The 22,729-nt window shown below is 57.4% G+C and carries 17 protein-coding genes and 1 pseudogene; 5 read left to right on the forward strand and 13 right to left on the reverse strand.

The genetic code is table 11. The features are described 5' to 3' along the window. Positions 1-26 precede the first annotated feature (26 nt). A complete protein-coding gene (locus tag NB069_RS04305; protein ID WP_250587920.1) occupies positions 27-1,136 on the reverse strand; it encodes an AI-2E family transporter in 1,110 nt (369 codons plus the stop codon). Positions 1,137-1,569: 433 nt separating this feature from the next. Here NB069_RS04305 and mmuP point away from each other — a divergent pair, with 433 nt between their 5' ends. Both mmuP and mmuM read left to right on the forward strand, forming a co-directional pair. Further along, positions 1,570-2,967, forward strand: coding sequence for an S-methylmethionine permease (mmuP, locus tag NB069_RS04310; RefSeq protein WP_250587921.1), 1,398 nt, complete (start codon positions 1,570-1,572; stop codon positions 2,965-2,967). Beyond that, positions 2,954-3,886 (forward strand): homocysteine S-methyltransferase, encoded by a 933-nt coding sequence (gene mmuM, locus NB069_RS04315; RefSeq protein ID WP_250587922.1) that lies wholly within the window; start codon positions 2,954-2,956, stop codon positions 3,884-3,886. Before mmuP ends, mmuM begins: the two co-directional genes overlap by 14 nt. 274 nt (positions 3,887-4,160) lie before the next feature. On the opposite strand, the gene NB069_RS04320 is transcribed toward mmuM, so the two are convergent. The 9 genes from NB069_RS04320 to NB069_RS04360 form a co-directional block, all read right to left on the reverse strand. Beyond that, entirely contained in the window at positions 4,161-4,661 is a 501-nt protein-coding gene (locus tag NB069_RS04320; RefSeq protein WP_250587923.1) for an Hcp family type VI secretion system effector, read from the reverse strand. Positions 4,662-4,663: 2 nt separating this feature from the next. Continuing rightward, positions 4,664-4,996, reverse strand: coding sequence for a putative T6SS immunity periplasmic lipoprotein (locus tag NB069_RS04325; RefSeq protein WP_250587924.1), 333 nt, complete (start codon positions 4,994-4,996; stop codon positions 4,664-4,666). After that, positions 4,993-5,556, reverse strand: coding sequence for a type IV secretion protein Rhs (locus tag NB069_RS04330; RefSeq protein ID WP_250587925.1), 564 nt, complete (start codon positions 5,554-5,556; stop codon positions 4,993-4,995). The genes NB069_RS04325 and NB069_RS04330 overlap by 4 nt, the downstream gene beginning before the upstream one ends. Positions 5,557-5,935: 379 nt before the next feature. After that, positions 5,936-6,982, reverse strand: a complete 1,047-nt coding sequence (gene fbpC / locus NB069_RS04335) for a ferric ABC transporter ATP-binding protein (RefSeq protein ID WP_250587926.1) — start codon at positions 6,980-6,982, stop codon at positions 5,936-5,938. A gap of 4 nt (positions 6,983-6,986) precedes the next feature. Beyond that, a complete protein-coding gene (locus tag NB069_RS04340) occupies positions 6,987-9,065 on the reverse strand; it encodes an ABC transporter permease (protein ID WP_250587927.1) in 2,079 nt (692 codons plus the stop codon). Between the two features lie 77 nt (positions 9,066-9,142). Continuing rightward, positions 9,143-10,174 (reverse strand): ABC transporter substrate-binding protein, encoded by a 1,032-nt coding sequence (locus NB069_RS04345; protein ID WP_032616757.1) that lies wholly within the window; start codon positions 10,172-10,174, stop codon positions 9,143-9,145. Positions 10,175-10,187: 13 nt separating this feature from the next. Beyond that, on the reverse strand, positions 10,188-11,489 hold the full coding sequence (gene uhpC, locus NB069_RS04350) for an MFS transporter family glucose-6-phosphate receptor UhpC (protein WP_250587928.1): 1,302 nt from the start codon (positions 11,487-11,489) through the stop codon (positions 10,188-10,190). Between the two features lie 85 nt (positions 11,490-11,574). Continuing rightward, complete coding sequence (locus tag NB069_RS04355; RefSeq protein ID WP_250587929.1) at positions 11,575-13,116, reverse strand: MASE1 domain-containing sensor histidine kinase; 1,542 nt, start codon at positions 13,114-13,116, stop codon at positions 11,575-11,577. Next, positions 13,116-13,745 (reverse strand): response regulator transcription factor, encoded by a 630-nt coding sequence (locus tag NB069_RS04360; RefSeq protein ID WP_250587930.1) that lies wholly within the window; start codon positions 13,743-13,745, stop codon positions 13,116-13,118. The genes NB069_RS04355 and NB069_RS04360 overlap by 1 nt, the downstream gene beginning before the upstream one ends. Positions 13,746-14,487: 742 nt before the next feature. Between NB069_RS04360 and tauD the strand changes: the two are divergent. Then, a pseudogene (gene tauD, locus NB069_RS04365) lies at positions 14,488-14,592 on the forward strand (taurine dioxygenase); the annotation flags it as partial. 79 nt (positions 14,593-14,671) lie between these two features. On the opposite strand, the gene NB069_RS04370 reads toward tauD, so the two are convergent. After that, complete coding sequence (locus tag NB069_RS04370) at positions 14,672-16,366, reverse strand: lysophospholipid acyltransferase family protein (RefSeq protein ID WP_250587931.1); 1,695 nt, start codon at positions 16,364-16,366, stop codon at positions 14,672-14,674. 118 nt (positions 16,367-16,484) lie between these two features. Next, on the reverse strand, positions 16,485-17,459 hold the full coding sequence (gene hemB / locus NB069_RS04375) for a porphobilinogen synthase (RefSeq protein WP_139564409.1): 975 nt from the start codon (positions 17,457-17,459) through the stop codon (positions 16,485-16,487). Between the two features lie 528 nt (positions 17,460-17,987). Between hemB and NB069_RS04380 the strand changes: the two genes are divergently transcribed. Together NB069_RS04380 and NB069_RS04385 are read left to right on the forward strand one after the other, a co-directional pair. Further along, positions 17,988-20,762 (forward strand): autotransporter outer membrane beta-barrel domain-containing protein, encoded by a 2,775-nt coding sequence (locus NB069_RS04380; protein ID WP_250587932.1) that lies wholly within the window; start codon positions 17,988-17,990, stop codon positions 20,760-20,762. Between the two features lie 67 nt (positions 20,763-20,829). Next, positions 20,830-21,456 carry a helix-turn-helix domain-containing protein gene (locus NB069_RS04385; protein WP_250587933.1) on the forward strand — a complete coding sequence of 209 codons (627 nt, stop codon included), beginning with the start codon at positions 20,830-20,832 and terminating at the stop codon, positions 21,454-21,456. A gap of 3 nt (positions 21,457-21,459) precedes the next feature. Here NB069_RS04385 and ampH read toward each other — a convergent pair whose 3' ends face one another. Next, the gene (gene ampH / locus NB069_RS04390) at positions 21,460-22,617 is read right to left on the reverse strand and encodes a D-alanyl-D-alanine-carboxypeptidase/endopeptidase AmpH (RefSeq protein WP_250587934.1); all 1,158 of its coding nucleotides are present in this window, start codon (positions 22,615-22,617) and stop codon (positions 21,460-21,462) included. Positions 22,618-22,729 lie beyond the last annotated feature (112 nt).

Raw genomic sequence — 22,729 nt, forward strand, 5'->3', positions numbered from 1 at the left:
TTCCATTGGCAGAGAATATATCTAATTCATAAGTCAGGCGAATTTTTACCTTCTTCGATAATCGCGTCATCAATTTCTTCGGCATTACCGGCATGATCGCGCCCCGAGAGCAGATTCCAGCAGGCGATAAACAGCGCCGCGATCAACGGCCCAATCACAAAGCCATTGATGCCGTAAATCTCCATCCCGCCCAGCGTGGTGATCAGAATAAGATAGTCGGGCATTTTGGTGTCTTTACCCACCAGCAGCGGACGCAGAATGTTATCCACCAGCCCCACGATCAGCACAAAGAACCCGACGATAAACAGCCCCTGCCAGAGTTGCTGCGTGGCGAAGAGGAAGATGGCCGCCGGTACCCAGATGATGGCCGAGCCCACCGCCGGGATAAGGGACAGGAACGCCATCAGCGCCCCCCACAAAATGCTGCCCTTGATACCGACTATCCAGAAGGCGATCCCGCCCAGCAAACCCTGCACCAGTGCTACCACGGCCGTGCCTTTTACCGTCGCTCTGGCGACCCCGGCAAACTTGGCAAACAGATGGTGTTTGGCAAAATTCGACAGCGGCAGGCTGTCGAGGATCTGGCGCACCAGCCAGGGGCCATCTTTCAGCAGGAAGAACAGGAGATAGACCATCACGCCAAAGCTGATGGCGAAGCCAAAGGTGCCTTTACCGATCAGGAAGGCGCTGCCGGCCAGGTATTGCCCGCCTCTTAACGCCGCCTCAGAGAGCTTCTGCTGGATCTGCGCGGCAGTATCGAGATCGTGTTCGATCATCAGCGTGCGCAGCCAGTGGGGCAGATGGTTGAACAGACTCGCCACCACGGTGGAAAACTGGGTGTCGTTTTGCTGCAGGCGCGTATAAACGACATTAAGTTCATAGGCTAACGAGGAAAAGATCACCATCAGCGGAATAAAAACAATCAGGCAGATCAGCAGAACGCTGAGCAGCGCCGCCAGCCCGTTACGATCTCCCAACCTGATACGCAGGGCGTTTTTGACCGGGTAGAAAATCACCGCCAGGATAGCGGCCCACAGGATCGCCGAGAAGTAGGGCGCCAGGACATCAAAAAACGCCCAGGTGACAAGCAGGAGTATGAGAATGAAAAACCCTTTGGTCAGTCCGTTAAATCGCATTAGTGCATCCTTTGTTAATGAAACACTACGACTATAGAGTGTTTTGCGAGTTTTAACATTCTCATGCTTTAGTGCGGGCTGTTGCCGGGTGGCGGCGATGCCTTACCCGGCCTACCTGTCGTGGTTTGTAGGCCCGTGCAAGCGGAGCGCCGCCGGGCGTTGCACACTCCCTCTAAAGTTTAGTCAGGTAAAACAGATCCCACTTTCGTCTGACCGACGAGGGGAGCGGGGCAGTACATGCTGTAAGTATCTGCTTGCAGGAGGTGTCAGATGGCATGGCGACCCTTTCTCTACGTTATTCATACGGTTCATCCTCGTTTAAGCGCCCGTCGCGCTAACCTTCGTCTGGTGCATGGCTAGCAATTTGTTAACAATCGCGGTATAAAAACACCTTCTTTTGGATGTTTAGATGTCCATACGTATAGAAGGTGATATGCAAACACAACAAAACGGGCAGCTTCAGCGCACCATGAAGACTCGCCACCTGATCATGCTGTCGCTTGGCGGCGTGATTGGCACAGGGCTGTTTTTTAATACGGGTTACATTATTTCGACCACCGGGGCGGCGGGCACGCTGCTGGCCTATCTCATCGGCGCGCTGGTGGTCTGGCTGGTGATGCAGTGTCTGGGCGAACTCTCCGTCGCGATGCCCGAAACCGGCGCCTTTCACGTCTATGCTGCGCGTTATCTCGGCCCGGCAACCGGCTACACCGTGGCGTGGCTCTACTGGCTCACCTGGACCGTCGCGCTCGGGTCGAGCTTTACCGCCGCCGGTTTTTGCATGCAGTACTGGTTTCCGCAGGTGCCGGTCTGGGTGTGGTGCGTGGTCTTCTGCGCGGCGATCTTTGCCCTCAACGTCATCTCGACCCGCTTCTTTGCCGAAGGGGAGTTCTGGTTCTCGCTGGTGAAAGTGATCACCATCATCGCCTTTATTATTCTGGGTGGCGCGGCCATCTTTGGCTTTATCCCGATGCAGGACGGAACGCCTGCGCCGGGGCTGAGCAACCTCACCGCCGAAGGCTGGTTCCCCCACGGCGGCCTGCCGATCCTGATGACCATGGTGGCGGTTAACTTTGCCTTCTCCGGCACCGAGCTTATCGGCATTGCCGCCGGGGAAACCGAAAACCCGCACAAGGTGATTCCGGTTGCCATCCGCACCACCATTGCCCGCCTGATTATCTTCTTTATCGGCACCGTGTTTGTGCTGGCGGCGCTGATCCCGATGCAGCAGGCCGGGGTGGAGAAAAGCCCGTTCGTGCTGGTGTTTGAAAAGGTCGGCATTCCCTATGCAGCGGACATCGTCAACTTTGTCATCCTGACGGCGATCCTCTCGGCGGCCAACTCCGGGCTCTACGCCTCCGGGCGGATGCTGTGGTCGCTGTCGAACGAAAACACTCTGCCGCGCTGCTTTGCCAGAGTGAATAAAAACGGCGTACCGCTCACCGCGCTGTCGGTATCGATGCTCGGCGGCGTGCTGGCGCTCTTCTCAAGCGTGGTGGCGCCGGACACGGTGTTTGTCGCGCTGTCGGCCATTTCCGGCTTTGCGGTGGTGGCGGTGTGGATCAGCATCTGCGCCTCGCACTTTATTTTCCGCCGTCGTCATCTGCAGGCGGGCAAGCCCCTGAGCGCGTTACAGTATCGCGCCCCGTGGTATCCGCTGGTGCCGGTGCTGGGCTTTGTCCTCTGCCTGGTGGCCTGTGTCGGCCTGGCGTTTGACCCGAGCCAGCGTATTGCCCTTTACTGTGGATTGCCGTTTGTGGCGCTCTGCTACGGGGCGTACTACCTTACCCAGAATCTGAAAACCCAGGAGCCTGAACATGTCGCAGAATAATCCGCTTACCGCCATCCTTGAATCCCAGCCGTTTGTGGTGCTGGACGGGGCGATGGCAACGGAACTGGAAGCGCGCGGCTGCAACCTGGCCGACAGCCTGTGGTCGGCAAAAGTATTAATGGAGAACCCGGAGCTTATTCGCGATGTGCATCTCGACTACTTCCGCGCCGGGGCGCAGGTGGCGATCACCGCCAGCTACCAGGCCACGCCGGAGGGATTTGCCGCTCGCGGGCTGGATGAGGCGCAGTCCCGCACGCTGATTGGCAAAAGCGTGGAGCTGGCGCGCAAGGCCCGGGAAGCGTATCTGGCGGAAAACCCCCAGGCCGGCCCGTTGCTGGTCGCCGGTTCGGTAGGGCCTTACGGCGCATTCCTGGCGGACGGGTCGGAATACCGTGGCGACTACGTGCGCAGCGCAGAGGTGTTTGCCGATTTTCACCGCCCGCGCGTGGAGGCCTTGCTGGACGCCGGGGCCGACCTGCTGGCCTGCGAAACTCTGCCGTCGTTCACTGAAATTAAAGCCCTGGCGGCACTGCTGACGGACTATCCCCGCGCCCGGGCGTGGTTCTCGTTTACCCTTCGAGACAGCGAACACCTGAGCGACGGCACGCCGCTGTGTGATGTCGTAGCCGCGCTGGCCGGATATCCGCAGGTGGTGGCGCTGGGGATTAACTGTATTGCGCTGGAGAACACCACTGCCGCGCTGCTGCATCTGCAAAGTCTGACCCCGCTGCCGCTGGTGGTGTATCCCAATTCAGGGGAGCATTACGACGCGACGACCAAAACCTGGCATCACCACGGCGAGGCGTGCGAGACGCTGGCGGGGTATTTGCCGCAGTGGCTGGCGGCAGGGGCGAAGTTGATTGGCGGGTGTTGCAGGACGACGCCGAAAGACATTGCTGAGATTACTGCCCGGCGCTAAGGATAGTGCCGCACGATCGGTTTCGGTTGAGGAACTTTCGTTAAAAATTCTTTCTTCGGGCGGCTCCCTCTCTTCACTGGGGGAGGGCTGGAATAATGAGGGAGCATTCGACTTAAAAGGGGATCTTTCACCATACGTTGCTTGCTTTAAGGACCAGAGAAATATTGCGGATCCTTTGTCCCTAAGGGAGAAGCAGCAAATACGAAAACGGCAGCCAAATGTGTAATGCCAGTCATTTAAGCCAATGACTGGCTCTACGATTGTCCCCTTTAATTTATTTTTGCGTCTCATTCTGTTTTGCTGGCTTCATCCATGCATCATCATATTTGATGTTTCCTCTTACATAATTCCATTCGATACCTCGGAATCTAAATCCCACTACTTCATGCATGTTTGGGGTAGAACTACCAGGATAATAAACATGATTAAAATCTACAGAAGAAACTACGACACCCTCTAGCTTAATATTATAAATTTCCACCTCTATTCCTGCTTCAACGATTTCATAATATTTAAGAACCGCTTTTTGAAATCTCTTTTGCTCACACACAGCGATGGCAAAGAAAGGGCTGGTTTTATCAAGTTGCTTATGAATGACTAAAGGGCTATGTTGTCTACATCCTGTCATGTTTCCTGTATTGCTGTCTACTGGCTGCCTTACGCCGTAACTGCTATTCATAACTTCTATTGCACCCTCACGGCCTGAAGCCATGCAATCTCCTGGAATTTGCATTCCATTTTCATCATACAGAAATAAATAAGCTGGTAGTGACATAATTAGCGGTTTCCATCGTTGTCGATAAAAAATGAATCAGAGTAACTGACTCCATTTAAACTATAAGCAATATTGTAGTTATATCCCTTTGGCAATTTAACGTTCGTGCATGTTTCAGGATATGATAATGAAATATTATCTTTTGCTTTTAAAATTGTGTATTTTTTATTAGGCCAATAGTAAATGCTATAACGTTCCAGAATATCATTCTTGTTTATAGTAAAGCAGATGGTATTACCTTGCATAAACACACTACGATGTATAGATGCTTTTTTTCCTCCACCAGGACAACCCGTAAGGATAAAAATGAAAAATAATATGATTAATTTATTCATCCTGGAAATCCTTTCAATACTGATTTGTATTTTCTAATGAGTTCATGAGTAGATACATTCGGATGATAATCTCTATATTCTGTTAAATATAACGTATCATTATTAAAACCATATGTAAGGAGTAGCCAATAATCGCTGGCAATTGATGCTTGTTGTTCTAGCCCATAATGGAGAAAATCAGCTTTGTCTAAACTGTAACTATAATCGGCTAAGCGAGAGAATAACCCTCTGGTTCTAACAAACATTCCCTTTTGTGCTTGCCATGCATGAACCATTTCATGCATAAATCTGTGTTTCTTCTGCAGCTCTCTTTCTAAAGAAAAATCCGGTGAATAAGTTCCTTCTCTAAACCATAATTCGCCGTCAGGGGCCATTGCAACATCTACAGGTTGCAGGTTGAATGGTAAATAGCCTTCCCGATGTACCCAAATGCGGCTATAGATCAGACTTCCACCAAACAAAGTCCTGGCTAATGCAATTTCACCTATCGTGAGTTGTCTGACTCCACCGGGTACAATGGGTGTTCCTGATGTGGGTTTTATACTTTCATCAACTGGCATTTAGTATCCCTCTAATTGCTGTTGGTTTTGTATATTAATCGTACAGAATGCGACAAGCGAGAGGAAGGGGGGTTTACAGAAAAGTACTAAAATTTAGAGGCCTTAAGTGAAACAGGTTGGGGGAACCGTAGGCCCGGCAAACGCAGCGCCGCCGGGCATCAATTACCGCACCTATGCTTACGCCAGTAATTCAATCACCGCTTTACACGTTCACGGGTGACGTGGTTTACAGAGAAGCAAGTAAATTAAGGTGAACGGAACCACCACCTCAGTCGCATGCTCCCCCTCACCCCAGCCCTCTCCCTGAATGGAGAGGGGGCCGACCGTGCCGCTATTTTTTTGTGAGGCTCCCTCAATCCACTGGAAGGGGGGATACAGCCTATGCCACATCCGCCAGCACAAACATCCCGTACGGGTGGATCTCCAGGAAATACGTTTCCCCCACATCCGGCTGCAGCCGCGTGGCGTTCACCTGCAACAAAATCTCCTGTCCGTGCCACTCCACAATCACCTCGTACTGCGGGCCCATGTAGGCGACGTGACGGATCACGCAGCGCTGGCTGGCCTCGCCGTGCTGGCTTAAGGTGATCGCCTCCGGACGCACGCCGACGGTGCCCGCACCCATGGCAGCAAAGTGCAGCGGGCGGGGCAGGCGATAGCCGTGGATCGCCACATAATCCTGGGTGAAGGTGGCCGGGAACAGGTTGGCATCGCCCATAAAGCTCGCCATAAAACGCGAAGCGGGCTGGCGATAGAGATCCTGCGGGGAGCCAATCTGCATGATGTTGCCCTTGTTCATCACCAGCACCGTATCCGACACCGCAAAGGCCTCGCTCTGATCGTGGGTCACATACAGGGAGGTAATGTTGAACTGCTTTTGCAGCTCGCGGATCTTATCCCGCATGCTGCGACGCAGGTTGGCGTCGAGGTTACTTAACGGCTCATCGAACAGCAGCACTTTCGGTTTGAGGATCAGGGCGCGGGCCAGGGCCACGCGCTGCTGCTGGCCGCCGGAGATCTGATCCACATAGCGGTCCTCAAAGCCATCCAGATCCACCATCGCCAGCGCCTCTTTGACGCGGGCTTTGATTTCACCGCGCGACACGCCGAGCATCTTCAGGCCGTAGCCGACGTTTTCGCCCAGCGACATGTGCGGGAACAGGGCGTAGGACTGGAACACCATGCAGATATCACGCTGCTGAATGGAGCGATGGGTCACGTCCTCGCCGTCGATGAGGATCTGCCCGTCGGTGGGTTTCTCCAGCCCGGCCACCAGACGCAGCACCGTGGTTTTACCGCAGCCCGACGGGCCAAGCAGGGTCACCATCTGCCCCTGGGGGATCGCCAGGTTGATGTTTTCAATCACCGTGTTCGTGCCGAAGCGTTTGGTGACGTTGCGCAGTTCAACGAAATGTTTCTGAGTCATAGTGTTACGCCTGGTTTTTGGCTTTTGAGCGGGAGATTCGTGCCTCACCGATCAGCCAGTCAAAGAGGAAAATGATCGCCAGCATGACCACAATCAGGATCGAGCCGTAGGCAATCGCCACGCCGTATTCGCCGTCTTCCACGCGGTTCAGGATGTAGGCCGTTGCCACGCGGGTATCCGGCGTGACGAGGAACACAATGGCGCTGACGGTGGTAATGGCGCGCACAAAGCTGTAGATCAGCGCCGACAGAATGGCCGGGCGCAGCAGCGGCAGCAGGATGTGCGTAATGGTACGCAAGCTCCCGGCACGCAGGCTCAGCGACGCCTCGTCCAGCGACTTATCGATCTGGCCCAGACCCGCGATCCCGGCGCGAATCCCCACCGGCACGTTACGCATCACCATTGAGATAATGACGATGGCGGCGGTGCCGGTGAGGTACACCGGGGCGCTGTTAAAGGCCAGAATGTAGGAGACGCCCGCCACGGTGCCCGGAACGGCAAAGCACAGCATGGTGGTGAACTCGATGGTCTTTTTGCCTTTGAACTGCTGGCGCACCACGATCCACGCGATCAGCAACCCGAAGGCGGCGGTAATCGGCGCGGCGATCCCGGCGTACAGCAGGGTATCCAGCAGCGAAGGCCATGCCCCGTCGCTCATCCCCTGGCCGAACAGCTTGATAAAGTTATCCAGCGTCAGGGTGTAATCCACCCCCCAGTTGACGGTAAAGCTGCCGTAGAAAATGCTGCCGTAGAGCAGGGCGTTAAAGGCGATCCACACCGCCAGCAGGGCGATCACGCTCCACACCAGGGTCACCGGCAGGGGCTGAACGTCGCCGCGATAGGATTTGCCGGAGACGGTGACGTAGGAGCGCTTGCCGATCCACATGTACTGGATGCAGAACACCAGCAGGGAGAAGAGCAGCAGGAAGGCGCCGAGGGTGCTGGCCGCCTGGTAGTCGAGCTGCGAGCCGGTGATGTAGAAGTAGATCTGCGTCGCCAGCACGTCGAAGTTGCCCCCCAGCACCAGCGGGTTACTGAAGTCCGCCAGCGACTGAACGATGACGATCAAAAAGGCGTTCGCCAGGGCCGGTTTCAGCAGCGGCACAAAGACGCCGTTGAAGGTCTGCCAACGGCTGGCGCGCAGGGTGTAAGACGCCTCTTCCAGCGAGGGGTGAATGGTTTTGATCGCCCCGTCGAGGATCATAAACGCCATCGGGGTAAAGGCCAGCACCTGCGCCAGCCAGATGCCGGTGAAGCCGTACAGCCAGTTGGTGTTGGTCAGCCCGAACCAGTCCACCATCAGCTCGGTGATGTAGCCCGAGCGGCCCATCATCAGCGTTACGCCAAGGCCCACCACGAACGGCGGGGTCACGATAGGCAGGATCGAGAAGATGCGCCCGATAATAGCGCTGCGTTTGGCGATGCGGGTGGTGTAGATCGCCAGCACCAGGCCGAAGAAGGTGCAGCCGATCCCGACCGCCACGCAGAGCAGGATCGAGTTGATGATCACCTGAATGATGTGCGATTGCGACAGCACGTTAATAAACGCCAGCGGGGCGAACTCGCCTGCGTCATTGGTGAACATCGGAATGAAAATGGCGATGCTCGGCCAGACGATAAAGATGCCGATTAGCGCGACGATGGCGATCAGCGAGCCGATCACAAAGCGGTCGCCGCCCAGCCACTCCAGCCGGGTCAGGGCCAGGGTCATGATCGCCCCCAGCGCCACAAAGAGCACGATGGTGGCGTAGCCTAAACCGCGCCCTTCGATCGTGGCGCTGATGACCACAAAGGCCATGCACAGCAGCGCCCAGCCGGCGTCCAGGTAGTGGCGGCTGCGCTGCTCGCGCTTCGCTTCACTGAACGGGCGCACCAGCAGCAGCGTGGGGAGGAGATACCACAGCCAGCTGATGTTGAAGTGCGACCAGCTGTAGGCGTCGAGGATCTCGTCGCGCGTGGACTCCAGCAGGCCGTAATCCAGGCTCCAGCTCGGCAGCAGGGCAAAGGCCAGCCAGCCGACGAAAACCCAAAGGAAGACCGCATCCCGTTTTTTCACGGGATGAAGAGCGAGTGTCTGTGACATAGGTGTTCCGGGTGTTGATGAATGTTGTAGGCCGGGTAAGGCGTAGCCGCCACCCGGCATTTACCGCACGAGTGGGCTTATTTACCCATCTTCACGTCGCTGACCCACTTGTTGATCAGCGCCTTACGCACGTCCGTTGAGCCGTACTTGTCCATGTCGTAGCTAATCAGCTTCAGATCATCCAGCTTCAGCGAGTTCGGGGAGGTCTCGGCGGTGGTGTTGGTCAGGATCTGATAGGACTTGCCCTGCTTCCATGCCAGCTCCTGCGCCTCTTTCGACAGCACCCAGTCCACGAACAGCTTCGCGTTCTCTTCGTTACGCGCGCCCTTCAGGATGCTGACGCCGCCAATCTCATACCCGGTGCCTTCGCACGGGGAGATCAGCTCCAGCGGGGCGCCCTGCTCTTTTTCCAGCGAGTAGTCGTGCAGGAAGCCAATACCGATGGCCGTTTCACCGCGGGCGGCGTTACGCGCCGGGGCGATGCCGGATTTGGTGTACTGGGAGACGTTGCCGTTCAGCTGTTTCAGGTAGTCGAAGGCCTGATCTTCCCCCCACAGCTGCACGAAGGTGGCCAGCGCGGTGTAGGCGGTGCCGGAGCTCTGCGGATCGGCAATCTGGATCTCGCCCTTGTACTCCGGTTTGGTCAGATCTTTCCAGCACTGCGGCACCGGCAGGTTCTTCTCTTTCAGGCGCTGGGTGTTGACGCCAAAGCCCAGGATGCCGACGTAGACCGCGGAGGAGAGGTTGCCCTTCACCTTCGCCGGGTCGCGGAATTTCTCCATGATCTGCTCAAGGTTTTTCGATTTATACGGCTGCAGCAGCCCCATTTCACCGGCCTGAGACTGCGGATCCAGGGTGCCGCCGTACCAGACGTCGGCCTGCGGGTTTTTCTTCTCGGCGTCCACTTTCGCCAGCGTGCTGCCGGAGCCGTTGCGGATAAACGAGGTTTTGACGTCGTACTTATCGCCAAACGCTTTGGTTTCGGCTTCGCACATTTCGTTGGTGGCGCTGCAGTAAACCACCAGACGGCCTTTGGCCTGTGCGGCACCGGTTAAGGTGGCCAGCGCGATCCCGGAAGCAATGAGGGTAGAGAGAAGCGTTGTTTTCATTATTCAGCCCTTGTTATGACGTTATGTGACTGCGAGAAGCGGTGATGCCCGCCATCAGCAGGGGCATCAGGAGTAAACCCATCAGTACGGCGGCGATGGAGAGCAAACTGAACATCCCCGACCAGCCGTAGCGTTCGATAACCTGCGACAGCGGCCACCCGGCCAGCGCGGCCCCCAGATAAGCGAACACGCCAAGAAAACCGGTAATCGAGCCTGCTGCCTGCTTGTGTCCGCACTCCACGGCGGCAAGGCCGATGAGCATCTGCGGACCAAAAACAAAAAATCCCACCGTAAAAAAGCACATCGCCAGCAGGGCGTAGTGGTGAACCGGGGCCAGCCACAGGGCGGCGACCGACACCATCAGCCCCAGCGTGAACAGCAAAATCATCGGCGCCCGCTGGCCGCTGAACAGCAGATCCGACCCCCATCCGGCGAACAGCGCGCCGAGCAGGCCGCCGACCTCAAACAGCATCACCGTGGCGTTGGCGCTCAGCAGGTTCACCCCGTGGCTCTCCGCCAGCCAGATGTTGCCCCAGTCGTTGAGGGCGATGCGGATCAGATAGACCAGCACATAGGAGGCCCCGAGCAGCCAGATCATCGGGTTCTGCAGCATGGTGGTGCGTAACATCTGCCACAGCCCCATCGGCGGGCTTTGCTGCTCCTGGCGCAGTTCCAGCGGATCGCTGCGCCACTCCCCGACCGTCGGCAGACCCTCTTCCTGCGGTGTGCCCCGCAGTTGTGTGGTCAGCCACAGGCCGAGCACGATACTGATGATCCCCGGTGTCAGCATCGCTGCCTGCCAGCCCCAGCGATGGGCGGCGAAGGCACAGATCAGCGGAATAATGGCTCCGCCGATATTGATAGAGGTGTTCCAGCATCCCCACCAGAAGCCGCGCTCGTTACGCGAGTACCAGTGGGTAAGCAACCTGGCGCAGGGCGGCCAGCCCCATCCCTGAAAGAAGCCGTTCAGCGTCCAGATAAACAGCAGCAGCGCCAGGGAGTCGCCGAAGGCGAACAGCACGTTCAGCACCCCGGTCGCCATCAGGCCAATGCCCATAAACGCCCGCTGGCCTTTACTGTCATGCCACAGTCCGGCGGCAAATTTCGACAGGCCGTAGCTCAGGTAAAACAGCGATCCGATCAGGCCGATATCGCTCTTGCTCAGCCCCAGATCCAGCTGCAACGCGGGCAGCACGGTATTGAGGCTTTTACGCGTCAGGTAGAACGCGGCGTAGCCAATGACCATGCAGAGCAGCAGTCGCGGGCGCAGTGTCCGATAGCGTTGGGTAACCTGTTCAGCTGACAGTGCGGGCATGGCGTTCTCCATTTGCAATGACTGTATGAAAGCGCGACGAAAAAGGGATGAGAGAAAGTCTGGCGTGACTAAGACTTTTTCCTGGTTAGCGGTGTGTTTGTTGCAAAACTGTGGGCAGGTTAACAATTACGCGCGTGCCGCCCTGCGACTCCAGGGTGAACTCGCCGCCCAGGGCATGGACCCGCTCGCGCATCCCCTGGATGCCGAAGCCGGAGTTCTGCTGCGTGCTGATGCCGCTGCCGTTATCTTTTACCTCCAGGCGCAGCCGGTTATGGTGCTCACAGAGCAGAACGCTGACCTCGCTGGCGTTGGCGTGTTTGCTGACGTTATTCAGCAATTCCTGAAGTAATCGATAGAGGGTGAACACCAGGGTTTCGCTCTGGGGCGGCGCGCTGAGCCGGTAATCAAACCGGCACTGAATGCCGCGCTCGGCAAAGGCGAACTCGTTTACCAGATGGTGTAGCGCCTCGTTTAAGGAGAGTTCGTCCAGCACCGGAGGGCGAAGCTGGCGCAGCAGCTGGCGGGTGGAGTGGTGAATGCGGCGGGCCAGCTCGTTGATCTGCCCGGCGGCTTCCAGCGTCTGGGGGGTATCACCGGCCCGCTTCACCAGCTGGGACTGGATCTGAATGGCGGTGATGTTCTGGCCAATCTCGTCGTGCAGCTCCCGGGCCAGGTGCTTGCGGGTGTCCTCTTCGGTGTGGATCAGCTTTTCCGCCAGCGCGCGCCGGGCCTGCAGCTCCGCCTCCAGCCGACGGCGATAGTGATCGAGATTCATCGCCAGATGCTGCTGGCGGCTGATGGCGATCCCAAGCCCAATCCCCAGCAGCGACTGGGTGGCGAGAAAAATTTCCAGCTCCAGCAGATCGCTGAACCCCACGCCAACCTGACGGGCGATGGTGATCATCATGCTCCCCAGCAGCCCGGAGAGCACGCCGCCCTGCCAGCCAAACTTCCACGCCATCACCACGTTGGGCAGAAACACCACGATCAGCAGCAGCCGCTCAAGGGCGGGGGAGAGCACCATCTGGGTGCCGATGCCAATGATAAAAAACAGGCTGCACCAGATGATAAGCGAAGTGCGCAGCGGGGGATTGCTGGTATCGAGCCCCAGCAGATGATAGCGGTGCTGCTGGCGTAAAAACTCAAACACCAGGTAGACGAACGGGGTCAGCAGCACTCCGCCGGTAAAGGAGGCCAGCGCCAGCAGGGTGGTCGGGCTGTCGAGGAACGGCGCCAGGATCAGGGTCTGGAGCAGGGCGTTGAAGGTCACCGCGGCGATCAGCAGCGACAGGCGCTGCCAGTAGAGGGGGTAGCGGTGCCAGTAGTGCTGCGCCAGCCAGGCGCAGACGGTGCCCACCAGCGGCACCAGCAGTATCAGCGGGCGGGTAAGCAGCTGTTCGCTGTGCAGCCAGAGCATCGCCCCCAGCGTGGAGAGGATCAGCGCTGGCCAGAAGCGGCGCGAGAGCACGATCAGCAGCGCCAGATAGACGCCCTGGGGTAAAAACAGCGCCGCCTGCTGACCGTTGTGGGTGAGGTAAAAGCTCAGCGTCCACAGCATCAGCCAGCCGGTACCCCAGGCCAGCATAATAAACAGCGAGAGGATGATGTGCCGCAGGGAACGCCGCATCAGTGGCCGGTCAGCAGCTGGTGGTCGAGGGCAAAATGCACCAGCTCAATGGTGCTGTTGCACTGGAGTTTGCCGAGCACGTTGGCGCGATGCACGTGGACGGTTTTGTGGCTGAGTTCGAGCTGGAACGCTATCTCCTTCACGCTTTTGCCGTGGACCAGCATCTCGAACACCTCTTTCTCCCGTGGGGTCAGCACCGCCAGCGCCTGGGACACCGGCTCGCCGCCGCGCAGGGCTTTGACCGCATCGGCACACAGGTAGTGGCCGCCCATCCCGACGGAGCGGACGGCCTGCACCAGCTCCTCCGGGCCGCAGCGCTTGGTGAGGTAGCCGCTGGCCCCGGCATCCAGCGCGCTCTGCACAAAGGCGGGGGTGTCGTAGATGCTGAGGATAATGGCGCGAAACCCCGGGCGCTGCTGGCGCAGGCGTTTGAGCAGGCTCAGGCCGTTCTCATCGGGCATGGCGACATCGAGCACCGCCACGTCGATGGCTTCGCGGCTGAGCACGGGCCAGGCCTCTGCGGCGCTGCTGTACTGGCCCTCCACCACCAGATCCTCTTCCAGATTTAACAGCTGGGCGAACCCGGAACGTACCACCACATGGTCGTCCACCAGCACCACTTTGATCATCTTGCATACCTTTGCTGAATAGTTTGCCTATGATGCCTGTCCGCGTCGGGCTGGCAATTACCTGCCTGTGGTTATGTAACGGATGTAACAAAATTGCAATAAAGGTATGGGTGGGGGATAGGTGAGAAGGGGAATATGCGGCGGCGGTGGGGGTTCCGTTCACTTTACGTTCTGCATTTCTCTGTATGCCGCGTCACCCCTGATCACCCCGGTTCGCCGCTGAAGATTTAATTTCTGGTTATGTGAGCAGGGACGCAGGCCGGGTAAGGCGTAGCCGCCACCCGGCGGTGAACATGTGGCAACAGCGGTGTTTCCGTTCACCTTACGTTCATTGCTTCTCTGTGTGGCGCGTCACAGGTGAACGTGTCAGGGAGGCTCGCCGCCGCCCCCCTGACTACCCCGGCTCCCGGCCAGGAAAATCGCCGCTGCGCGGATTGTTCGCCCCATCCCTGGGGCTCACCCCTTCGGGGCCAGCGCAAGCGCTGTCCAAAATTGCTCCAGGCAATTTTGTCTTCGGCTAATGACTTACGGCTGTCGGGTCGGGGTCGATCCTACATTCCTGCAGGCTGGTGCCCGACCCGAAAGCCGGAGGGAATAAGCTGAGTGTACCGCGCAGCGGCGATTTTCTTGCCGGTAGCCCGGGTAGCCCGGGTAGCCAGGGTGAAGCGGCATACAGAGCAGCAAGAAACGCAAGGTGAACGGAACCACCACAATAGCCAACATATTCCCCCAAAAACTAACTAAACTGCTGCCGGAGAGCGGAGGAGACACCCTGTGGACCAGCGGGATCGCGGTGCTTGAGGCGTTGTCCGCACCGTTCCGGCAGCAGCTGAGCGGCCTGCGGGCGACCATTTTAGGGGATAAGCCTTTCTTCCGTGCGGGCTGATTGCCGGGTGGCGCTGCGCTTACCCGGCCTACAAAACCCCTCACCCCGGTAAATGCGCCTCAATATACCGCTGATACCGGCTGGCTTTCAGGTAACACATATCTACCAGCACAAGGCCGTCAATGCAGTTATTGAACGCCGGGTCGCTGCCAAAATCGATAAACTGCACACCGCCGGGCTCGCACAGCTCGGAATACTGTTTGTACAGCGGTGGAATGCCGCACCCCAGATTACCGAGCAACGATTTCAGGCGGGTGAGGTCTTCCACGTAATCTTCCCCGCCAAACTGCGCCAGCACGTCGGGCAATGAGGCCGGATAAGGGCGGCGGGACGTCGCCAGCGGATGGGTCGCCGGGAACCACAGCCGGTAAAAGGCGACCAGCAGATCCCGCGCGGCAGGGGGTAATCCTCCGGAGATAGAGACCGGCCCGAACAGGTAGCGATAGTGCGGATAGCGCGCCAGATAAGCCCCAATCCCCGACCACAGATAGTCGAGCCCGCGACGCCCCCAGTAGCGCGGCTGAATAAAGCTGCGCCCCAGTTCAATGCCGTGGGCGAGGATTTCCTGCATCTCATCGTCGTAGTGAAACAGGCTATGGCTGTAAAGTGCCTCCCGTCCCTTTAAGGCACCCGGCATAAAGCGATAGGCGCCGACAATCTCCAGATCCTCGTCATCCCATAAAATCAGGTGCAGATAGTCATCGTCATAACGATCGGTGTCGCGCCGCTTTCCGCTGCCTTCCCCCACGGCGCGAAAGGCGATCTCCCGCAGGCGACCCAGCTCGCGCAGGATCGGTGCCTCTTCCTGGCCGTTGCGCTGCCACAGCCAGATGGTTTTGCCATCGGCGGTGGTACCCAGACACTCCGCCCGGGCCAGGGCGCGCTTCAGGGTGGCCCGGTCTTCCGGGCGGGCAATGGCGGATTCAGTTTTGAACAGGCCCGGCTGCCCCTTGCCAAGCCTCAGCACGTGCTGGCGGCACTGCCCGGCCATCTCCCGGGCAGAAAGGCCCGGGCTGTACCAGTGGCTCCAGCCGATCTGCTGGCCGATTTTCACCGGCAGACGGCTGTGGCGACGGCGAAACATCTGCTGCATCAGCAGGAGCATCGACAGCTGCGGTGAGAGCAGGGTGCTGGCATAAAACAGCAGGCTGTTACGGGCGTGAATATACACCGGCAGCAGCGGCGCGCGGAATTTGCCCGCCAGCTTGATAAAGCCGGGGTGCCACTTTTTATCACGGATCCCGGTGCGAGTCGGGCGGGAGACCTCCCCGGCCGGGAAGAAGATCAGCACCCCGGCGTTTTGCAGGTGCTGTTCCATCAGGGTGAACGACGATTTCGCCGTGCGTCCGCCCATATTATCCACCGGGATAAACAGCGAGCTTAGCGGCTCCAGATGGCTCAGCATGCGGTTGGTAACCACTTTCACGTCCCGGCGCACCCGGGAAATGGCATACAGCAGCGCCAGGCCGTCAAGGGTTCCGGTGGGGTGGTTAGCGATAACAATCAGCGGGCCGTGAGCGGGAATCTGTTCGAGGTCGTGAGCCGGAATGGCGCAGAGGATATCAAGATGGTCCAGAACCTGTTCCACCATATCGAGCCCTTTCAGGTGACGGTGGTCGGCGGCGAACTGCTGAAACTCCTCTTCGTGTAAGAGCTTCTTTAACAGCCTTTTTTGCCAGGGAGCAGGTCTCGCCTGCGGCCAAAGGTCATCGAGAACGCTGTCGAGACTAAACATGGTGGCTCCTCCTCCTGTTCTGCCAGGAGAGTAGAAGCGCCAGATGTCGGTGGTATTGCAGTGTGGTGAAGGTTTGTCGTAGGCCGGGTAAGGCGAAGACGCCACCCGGCACTGTCGATTAACGCAGAATTTTCTTCTCGGCCAGATCCAGCGCGAAGTAGCTGAAGATCAGATCCGCGCCCGCGCGTTTGATCGCCCCCAGGCTTTCGAGGATCACTTTTTCTTCGTCGATCGCACCCGCCTGGGCAGCGAATTTGATCATCGCGTACTCTCCGCTCACCTGGTAGGCACCCAGCGGCAGCTCGGTACGCTCGCGAATATCACGCAGGATGTCCAGATAGGCGCCAGCCGGTTTAACCATCAGGCAGTCCGCGCCCTGGGCTTCGTCGAGGAGCGATTCACGGATCGCTTCCCGGCGGTTCAGCGGGTTCATCTGGTAGGTTTTGCGATCGCCCTTCAGCGCGGTACCGGCTGCTTCACGGAACGGGCCGTAGAAGGAGGAGGCGAACTTAGTGGAGTAGGACATGATCGCCGTGTCGGTGAAACCGGCGGCGTCCAGCGCCTGGCGAATGGCCTGCACCTGGCCGTCCATCGCCGCGGATGGGGCGATAAAGTCAGCGCCGGCTGCCGCCGCGACCACCGCCTGTTTGCCCAGGTTGAGCAGGGTGGCATCGTTATCCACGCCGTGATCGCACAGTACGCCGCAGTGGCCGTGGGAGGTGTATTCGCAGAAACAGGTATCGGACATGACGATCATTTCCGGTACGGTTTGTTTGGCGATGCGCGACATACGCGCCACCAGACCGTCCTCTTTCCAGGCATCGCTACCGGTCGCGTCGGTATGGTGGGAGATGCCGAAGGTCATGATTGAGCGGATGCCTGCGTTGGCAATGCGTTCAATTTCACGCGCCAGATGCTTTTCAGGAATGCGCATCACGCCCGGCATGGCGTCGATGGCTTTATAGTCGTCGATCTCTTCTTCAACAAAAATCGGCAACACCAGATCGTTTAAGGACAGGGTTGTCTCTTCAAATAATGCGCGCAACGCCGGGGTTTTGCGCAGGCGACGGGGACGAGCAATTAAATCGGTCATGATATGCCTGAAGTCGGTGAATCAAAGAGAGCCAGTGTAACCGAAATGCGCGCAGTCTGTTTTACTAAAGTTGTCGTTTTGGCCGCAACATGCGGAGCGGTAAACCTGGCGTTATTTTTGCTTCACAGGTTTTTTTACCTGAAATAAGTTACGTGTTTATTGACGAAACATAATTCCAGAAACGTGGGCGTAGCGTGCCGGAATAATATCGAAACTTATCATGATGATGTTTTTAATTGCCCGTGGTTACCTATTTGGTTTATATCTGATTTGCTTTGATCTTATAATTATTAATAATCTTTCGCCTCATGTTACTCTTCTTTCGAATAAATATAAACCTATGTAATTTAATAATTTTGTTATTAATGAACCTCTTTTATAAAGTCTCTTTTTTATTTTGTCTGTTTCCGGACTTAATTGCCGTATTCATTGAACTATTTTCTTTGGGGACTGCATAATTCGCCTCGCAATCTATTTGCACTGTATTTACGGACAAACTTGCTTACGTCCCTGAGGAGGGATGACCCAATGCAAACATGGAAAAAGAAACTTGTTGTATCTCAACTTGCATTAGCCTGCACGCTGGCTATCGCTTCTCAGGCCAATGCAAAAGATATTTCTGGTAGCACTTACAACACCTTTGGTTACGATAATACCGCTACCACCCCCTGGTATTATGGATATACCGACTGGGATTACTCTTCCGCGAGCCACGATGGGGATATCTATCCCATCATCAATAAGTCGACCGTAAACGGCGTGATCTCGACGTACTACCTGGATGACGGCGCAGGCGGCCGTGCTAACGCCCTGACTATCTCTAACAGCACCATCAACGGGATGCTCACCTCAGAGTGTATGACCACCGAGTGTGCAGGCAGTCTCAACGCCGACGGCACCGCACATCAGCAGTACGATCGTTTTGCGTTGACGGTGGACAACACTACCATCAACGATAACTACGAGCATTACGCTTACGATGTGGTGAGCGGATCGACGACCACCACCAACTACTGGGATACCTACGATCTGGGTAACGCCATTACGCTCGACGTAGAGTCTGATATCGTTATCCAGAATAACTCCCGCATCGCCGGGATCACCCTGACGCAGGGTTATCATCAGCTGGATAATACCCCGTATGACGGTGTTACCGGCATTGAAGATAACAGCCATGTCTTCACCAACACCTTGCAGGTAAAGGACTCTGTCGTTACCTCCGGGGCGTATAGCGATCTGGGCACCAGCGGTTTCTACGGCCAGTCGGCAAAACCGAGCGATTATGGCGAAAATACTGCCACCGCTTATGACGATGCTGCACTGATTGTAGCGGCCAGCCATGCGGATAATGCCATGCGCACCACGGCGAACTTCGATCACTCTACGCTGACCGGCGATGTGCTGTTCTCCAGCACCTTCGACAACAACTTCTATCCAAATGGCGATCCGGCCACCGATACCACCGCTGACGGTATCTACAACCCAACCACCAACGGCTGGGACGGTACCGACAAACTGGATCTGACCCTGACCAACGGCAGCAAGTGGGTCGGTGCGGCGGTCTCCAGCGTGGAGGCCATTGGCCCGGCAGATATGTATGGTCTTGGCTACAGCAGGGTCGACTGGCGTGCGCTTTCGCCAAACAGCATCTGGCCGGAATCCACCTTCAACAGCAACGGGCATCTGGTGGGCAACCAGGTTTATCAGAGCGGCCTGTTCAACGTTGCGCTGGATAACGGTTCCGAGTGGGATACCCGCAAGCATTCCAATATCGATATTCTGACCGTCAACAACCGTTCGCAGGTGAACGTGGAGAGCTCCAGCCTGCTGGCGGACAGCATTACGCTGACCAACGCTTCCACCATGAACATCGGCGATGACGGTGCAGTGGCGACCGATAGCCTGTATCTCGACAGCGCAAGCCTGGCTACCCTGACGCATGAAACCGCCGAGCTGTACGCCAACACCATTACCCTGGATAACCGTGCAGAGCTGGCGCTGGGTCTGGGCCAGGTGGATACCCACAAAATGGTGCTGACCGACGGCGGCGTGCTGAACGTTGCCAGCCGCGATTACGTGTTCAATTCCGATCTGAACAACGCCCGCTATGTCTCCAACGACATTCACCATGCTGAGTATGATTACGGGGTGATTGCCCTGAATTCTGACGGCCATCTGGCGGTGAACGGGGAAGTATCCGGTAACTATAAGGTGCGTCTGGATAACGCGACCGGGGCCGGTTCCGTTGCCGACTATAAGAATAACGAGATCGTTCGCATTTACGATAACAACGCGGATACGCAGGCCAGCTTCACCGCGGCTAACAGAGCAGATCTCGGGGCTTATACCTACAAGGCTCAGCAGCAGGGCGACACCGTGGTGCTGCATCAGGAGCGCCTGACCGATTACGCCAACGTGGCGCTGAGCATTCCATCAGCCAACACCAATATCTGGCATCTGCAGCAGGATGCGCTCTCCACCCGTCTGACCAACAGCCGTCATGGCCTGGAGGACAAGGGCGGCGCATGGGTAAGCCTCATCGGCGGCAACTTTGACGGCGATAACGGCACGATCCACTACGATCAGGACGTCAGCGGCATCATGGTCGGTCTCGATACCTGGATCGATGGCAACAACGCCGACTGGATCTTTGGTGCGGCGGCAGGCTTTGCCAAAGGCGACATGAACGACCGCAGCGGCCAGGTGGATCAGGACAGCCAGACCGCAATGGTCTACTCCGCGGCGCGCTTCGAGAACGATATTTTCCTCGATAGCTCCCTGAGCTACTCGCGCTTCAATAACGATCTCTCTGCGACCATGAGCAACGGTAACTATGTCGATGGCAATACCACCACCGACGCTTGGGGCTTTGGGCTGAAACTGGGCTACGACTGGAAACCCAACACTGCCGGTTACCTGACCCCGTACGCGGCGATCTCCGGTCTGTTCCAGTCTGGCGACGACTACCGTCTGAGCAACGACATGCGCGTGGGCAGCCAGTCTTACGACAGCATGCGTTATGAGGCTGGTTTCGATGCCGGTTACACCTTCGGTTATGGCGACGATCAGGCGCTGACGCCGTTCTTCAAACTGGCATACGTCTATGACGATGCGGGTGAAGATGCGCGCGTGAACGGCGACAACATCGATAACGGTGTGAAAGGCTCTGCGGTTCGCGTTGGACTGGGTACTCAGTTCAGCTTCACCAAAAACTTCAGTGCATACACTGATGCGACTTACCTCGGTGGCGGTGACGTCGATCAGAACTGGGGCGCAAACCTGGGTGTGAAATACACCTGGTAAAAGGCCTGATGCGGGGAGGCTTGCCTCCCCCTTTTTTTAGCGTCAGTTAAGGATGACATGAGACCTCATGAACCGTTATGCAAAACCCATTTCTGAGTTCTCCCGACTTGAACATTGCCTGGCGTCGCACAGCACGCCATTCAAACTACCCGCAATGCACCCTGTCTGCGGGGATTGCAATCCAGAGAATGACAACGCCGTAGTGCTGCAGTCGGGCACGCTCAGTATTCACCGCCAGCAGGACGATCTGCTGATAGAGATTGTCGCCGCGCCTTATATCTTCGGGCTTAATGCCGGCATGATGGGCTGCAGCACCGAGTATCTACTGGTGACGCAATCGCCCTGTACCGGTTTCTGGCTGCCTGCGGCTGGCGCCCGCCAGCTGATTCAGCAGGCCGGATTATGGTCCGATGCCTTCTGCTGGCTCTCCTGGCACCACCGGATAATGGAGATCCGCGACAAACAGCTGGTAGGCAATAACTCCTACAGCCAGATCCGCTCCACGCTGCTGGACATGGCCCAGTGGGACGAGGGGCTACGGATGCGGGTGGGGGTGATGAACTACATTCAGCGCCGCACGCGCATTTCGCGATCGGTGGTGGCTGAAGTGCTGGCGGCGCTGCGGCAGGGAAACTACATCACTATGGACAGGGGCAAACTGATTGCTATCAACCGTTTGCCCGCTGAATATTAACCGTCAGGATGCCGGGATAACCTGCGGTTTGTTCTCGCTCAGCTCCACCACCAGCTGGTTGACGCCGTCGCTCATGTTGACGAAACGCGTGAGCGGCGAGCGCGTCACAACCACGAACACCCCCACGTTAGACTGCGGGATCATCGCCATATAGGTGATGAATCCGCCGCCACCGCCCGTTTTCTGGATTATTCCCGGGCGTCCATTTTTAGGCGCCATATAGACCCAACCCAGGCCCAGCGCATCCGCGCGACCCGGCACATCCATACCGATCACCCGCGTTAACTGGCTGCGTTGATAGATGAGGGTCTGCATTCTGTCGGCCTGGTTGCTGCGCGCATAGAAATCAGAGGAGAGGAACTGCTGCATCCAGCGCATCATGTCGCCTGGCGTGGAATAAACCCCGCCGCTGCCCACGGCCGCCAGGGTGTTGTTGCAGGGGCTGGCCCCTTTTTCCGCCACCATCAGGCGCTTACACTGATCGGGAGAAGGGGTAAAGGTGGTGTCTTTCATCCCGAGCGGACGGGTGATCTGCTCTTCAAACAGCTGCGCATAGGGCTTGCCCGTGGCGTTGCCCAGCGCATCGGCCAGCAGGTCAAACGCCAGGTTTGAGTAGGCGGCCTGCGAGCCCGGCATCGATTTCAGGGTGGCCGTCGACAGCCAGTTCCAGCGCTGATCCCGGGTTGGCCAGACGAAGACCGGGCGATGCGCCGCGCCGCCCGGCTGCTCGCGCGGCAGGGCGCTGGTATGGGTGGCCAGGTTGACGAGCGTAATCGGCGCGCCCTGATAGGTCGGCACGCGAGCCCCCGGAGGGGCATATTTACTTAAGGGATCGTTGAGTTTGACCACGCCCTGATCGAGCAGCTTCACCAGCATCTCGCTGGTCATTAATTTGGTCAGGGAGGCGATGCGCACCACGGAATCCAGCTGCGGGTGAACATTGTTGCCAGGGCGCGTTTCACCGAAGCTGCGGAACACGCGCTGGTTACCGTCAATCGCTACCAGAGCCATCCCCGTAGCGCCACTGCCGTAAAAAATAAGATTTGCGTAGCGATCAACCACATCAGAGGCAAAAGCCGGGTCGGCGATCGGCTCGACAGCCTGCACGCTGGTGAGACTGGCCGCATACAGCGCAACGGAGAGGAACAGACAACGTTTCAACGAAAGTATCCATGAATTGAATGAAAAAAGTATGCGTATTTATACTACTAAACGGCGTATTGCAAAGGCCTGAACAGCACAACGATAGCCTGAAAAAACGTAACCATGGGTA

Origin of the sequence: Leclercia adecarboxylata (assembly GCF_023639785.1) — a bacterium.
GTDB classification, from domain to species: Bacteria; Pseudomonadota; Gammaproteobacteria; order Enterobacterales; family Enterobacteriaceae; genus Enterobacter; species Enterobacter adecarboxylatus_D.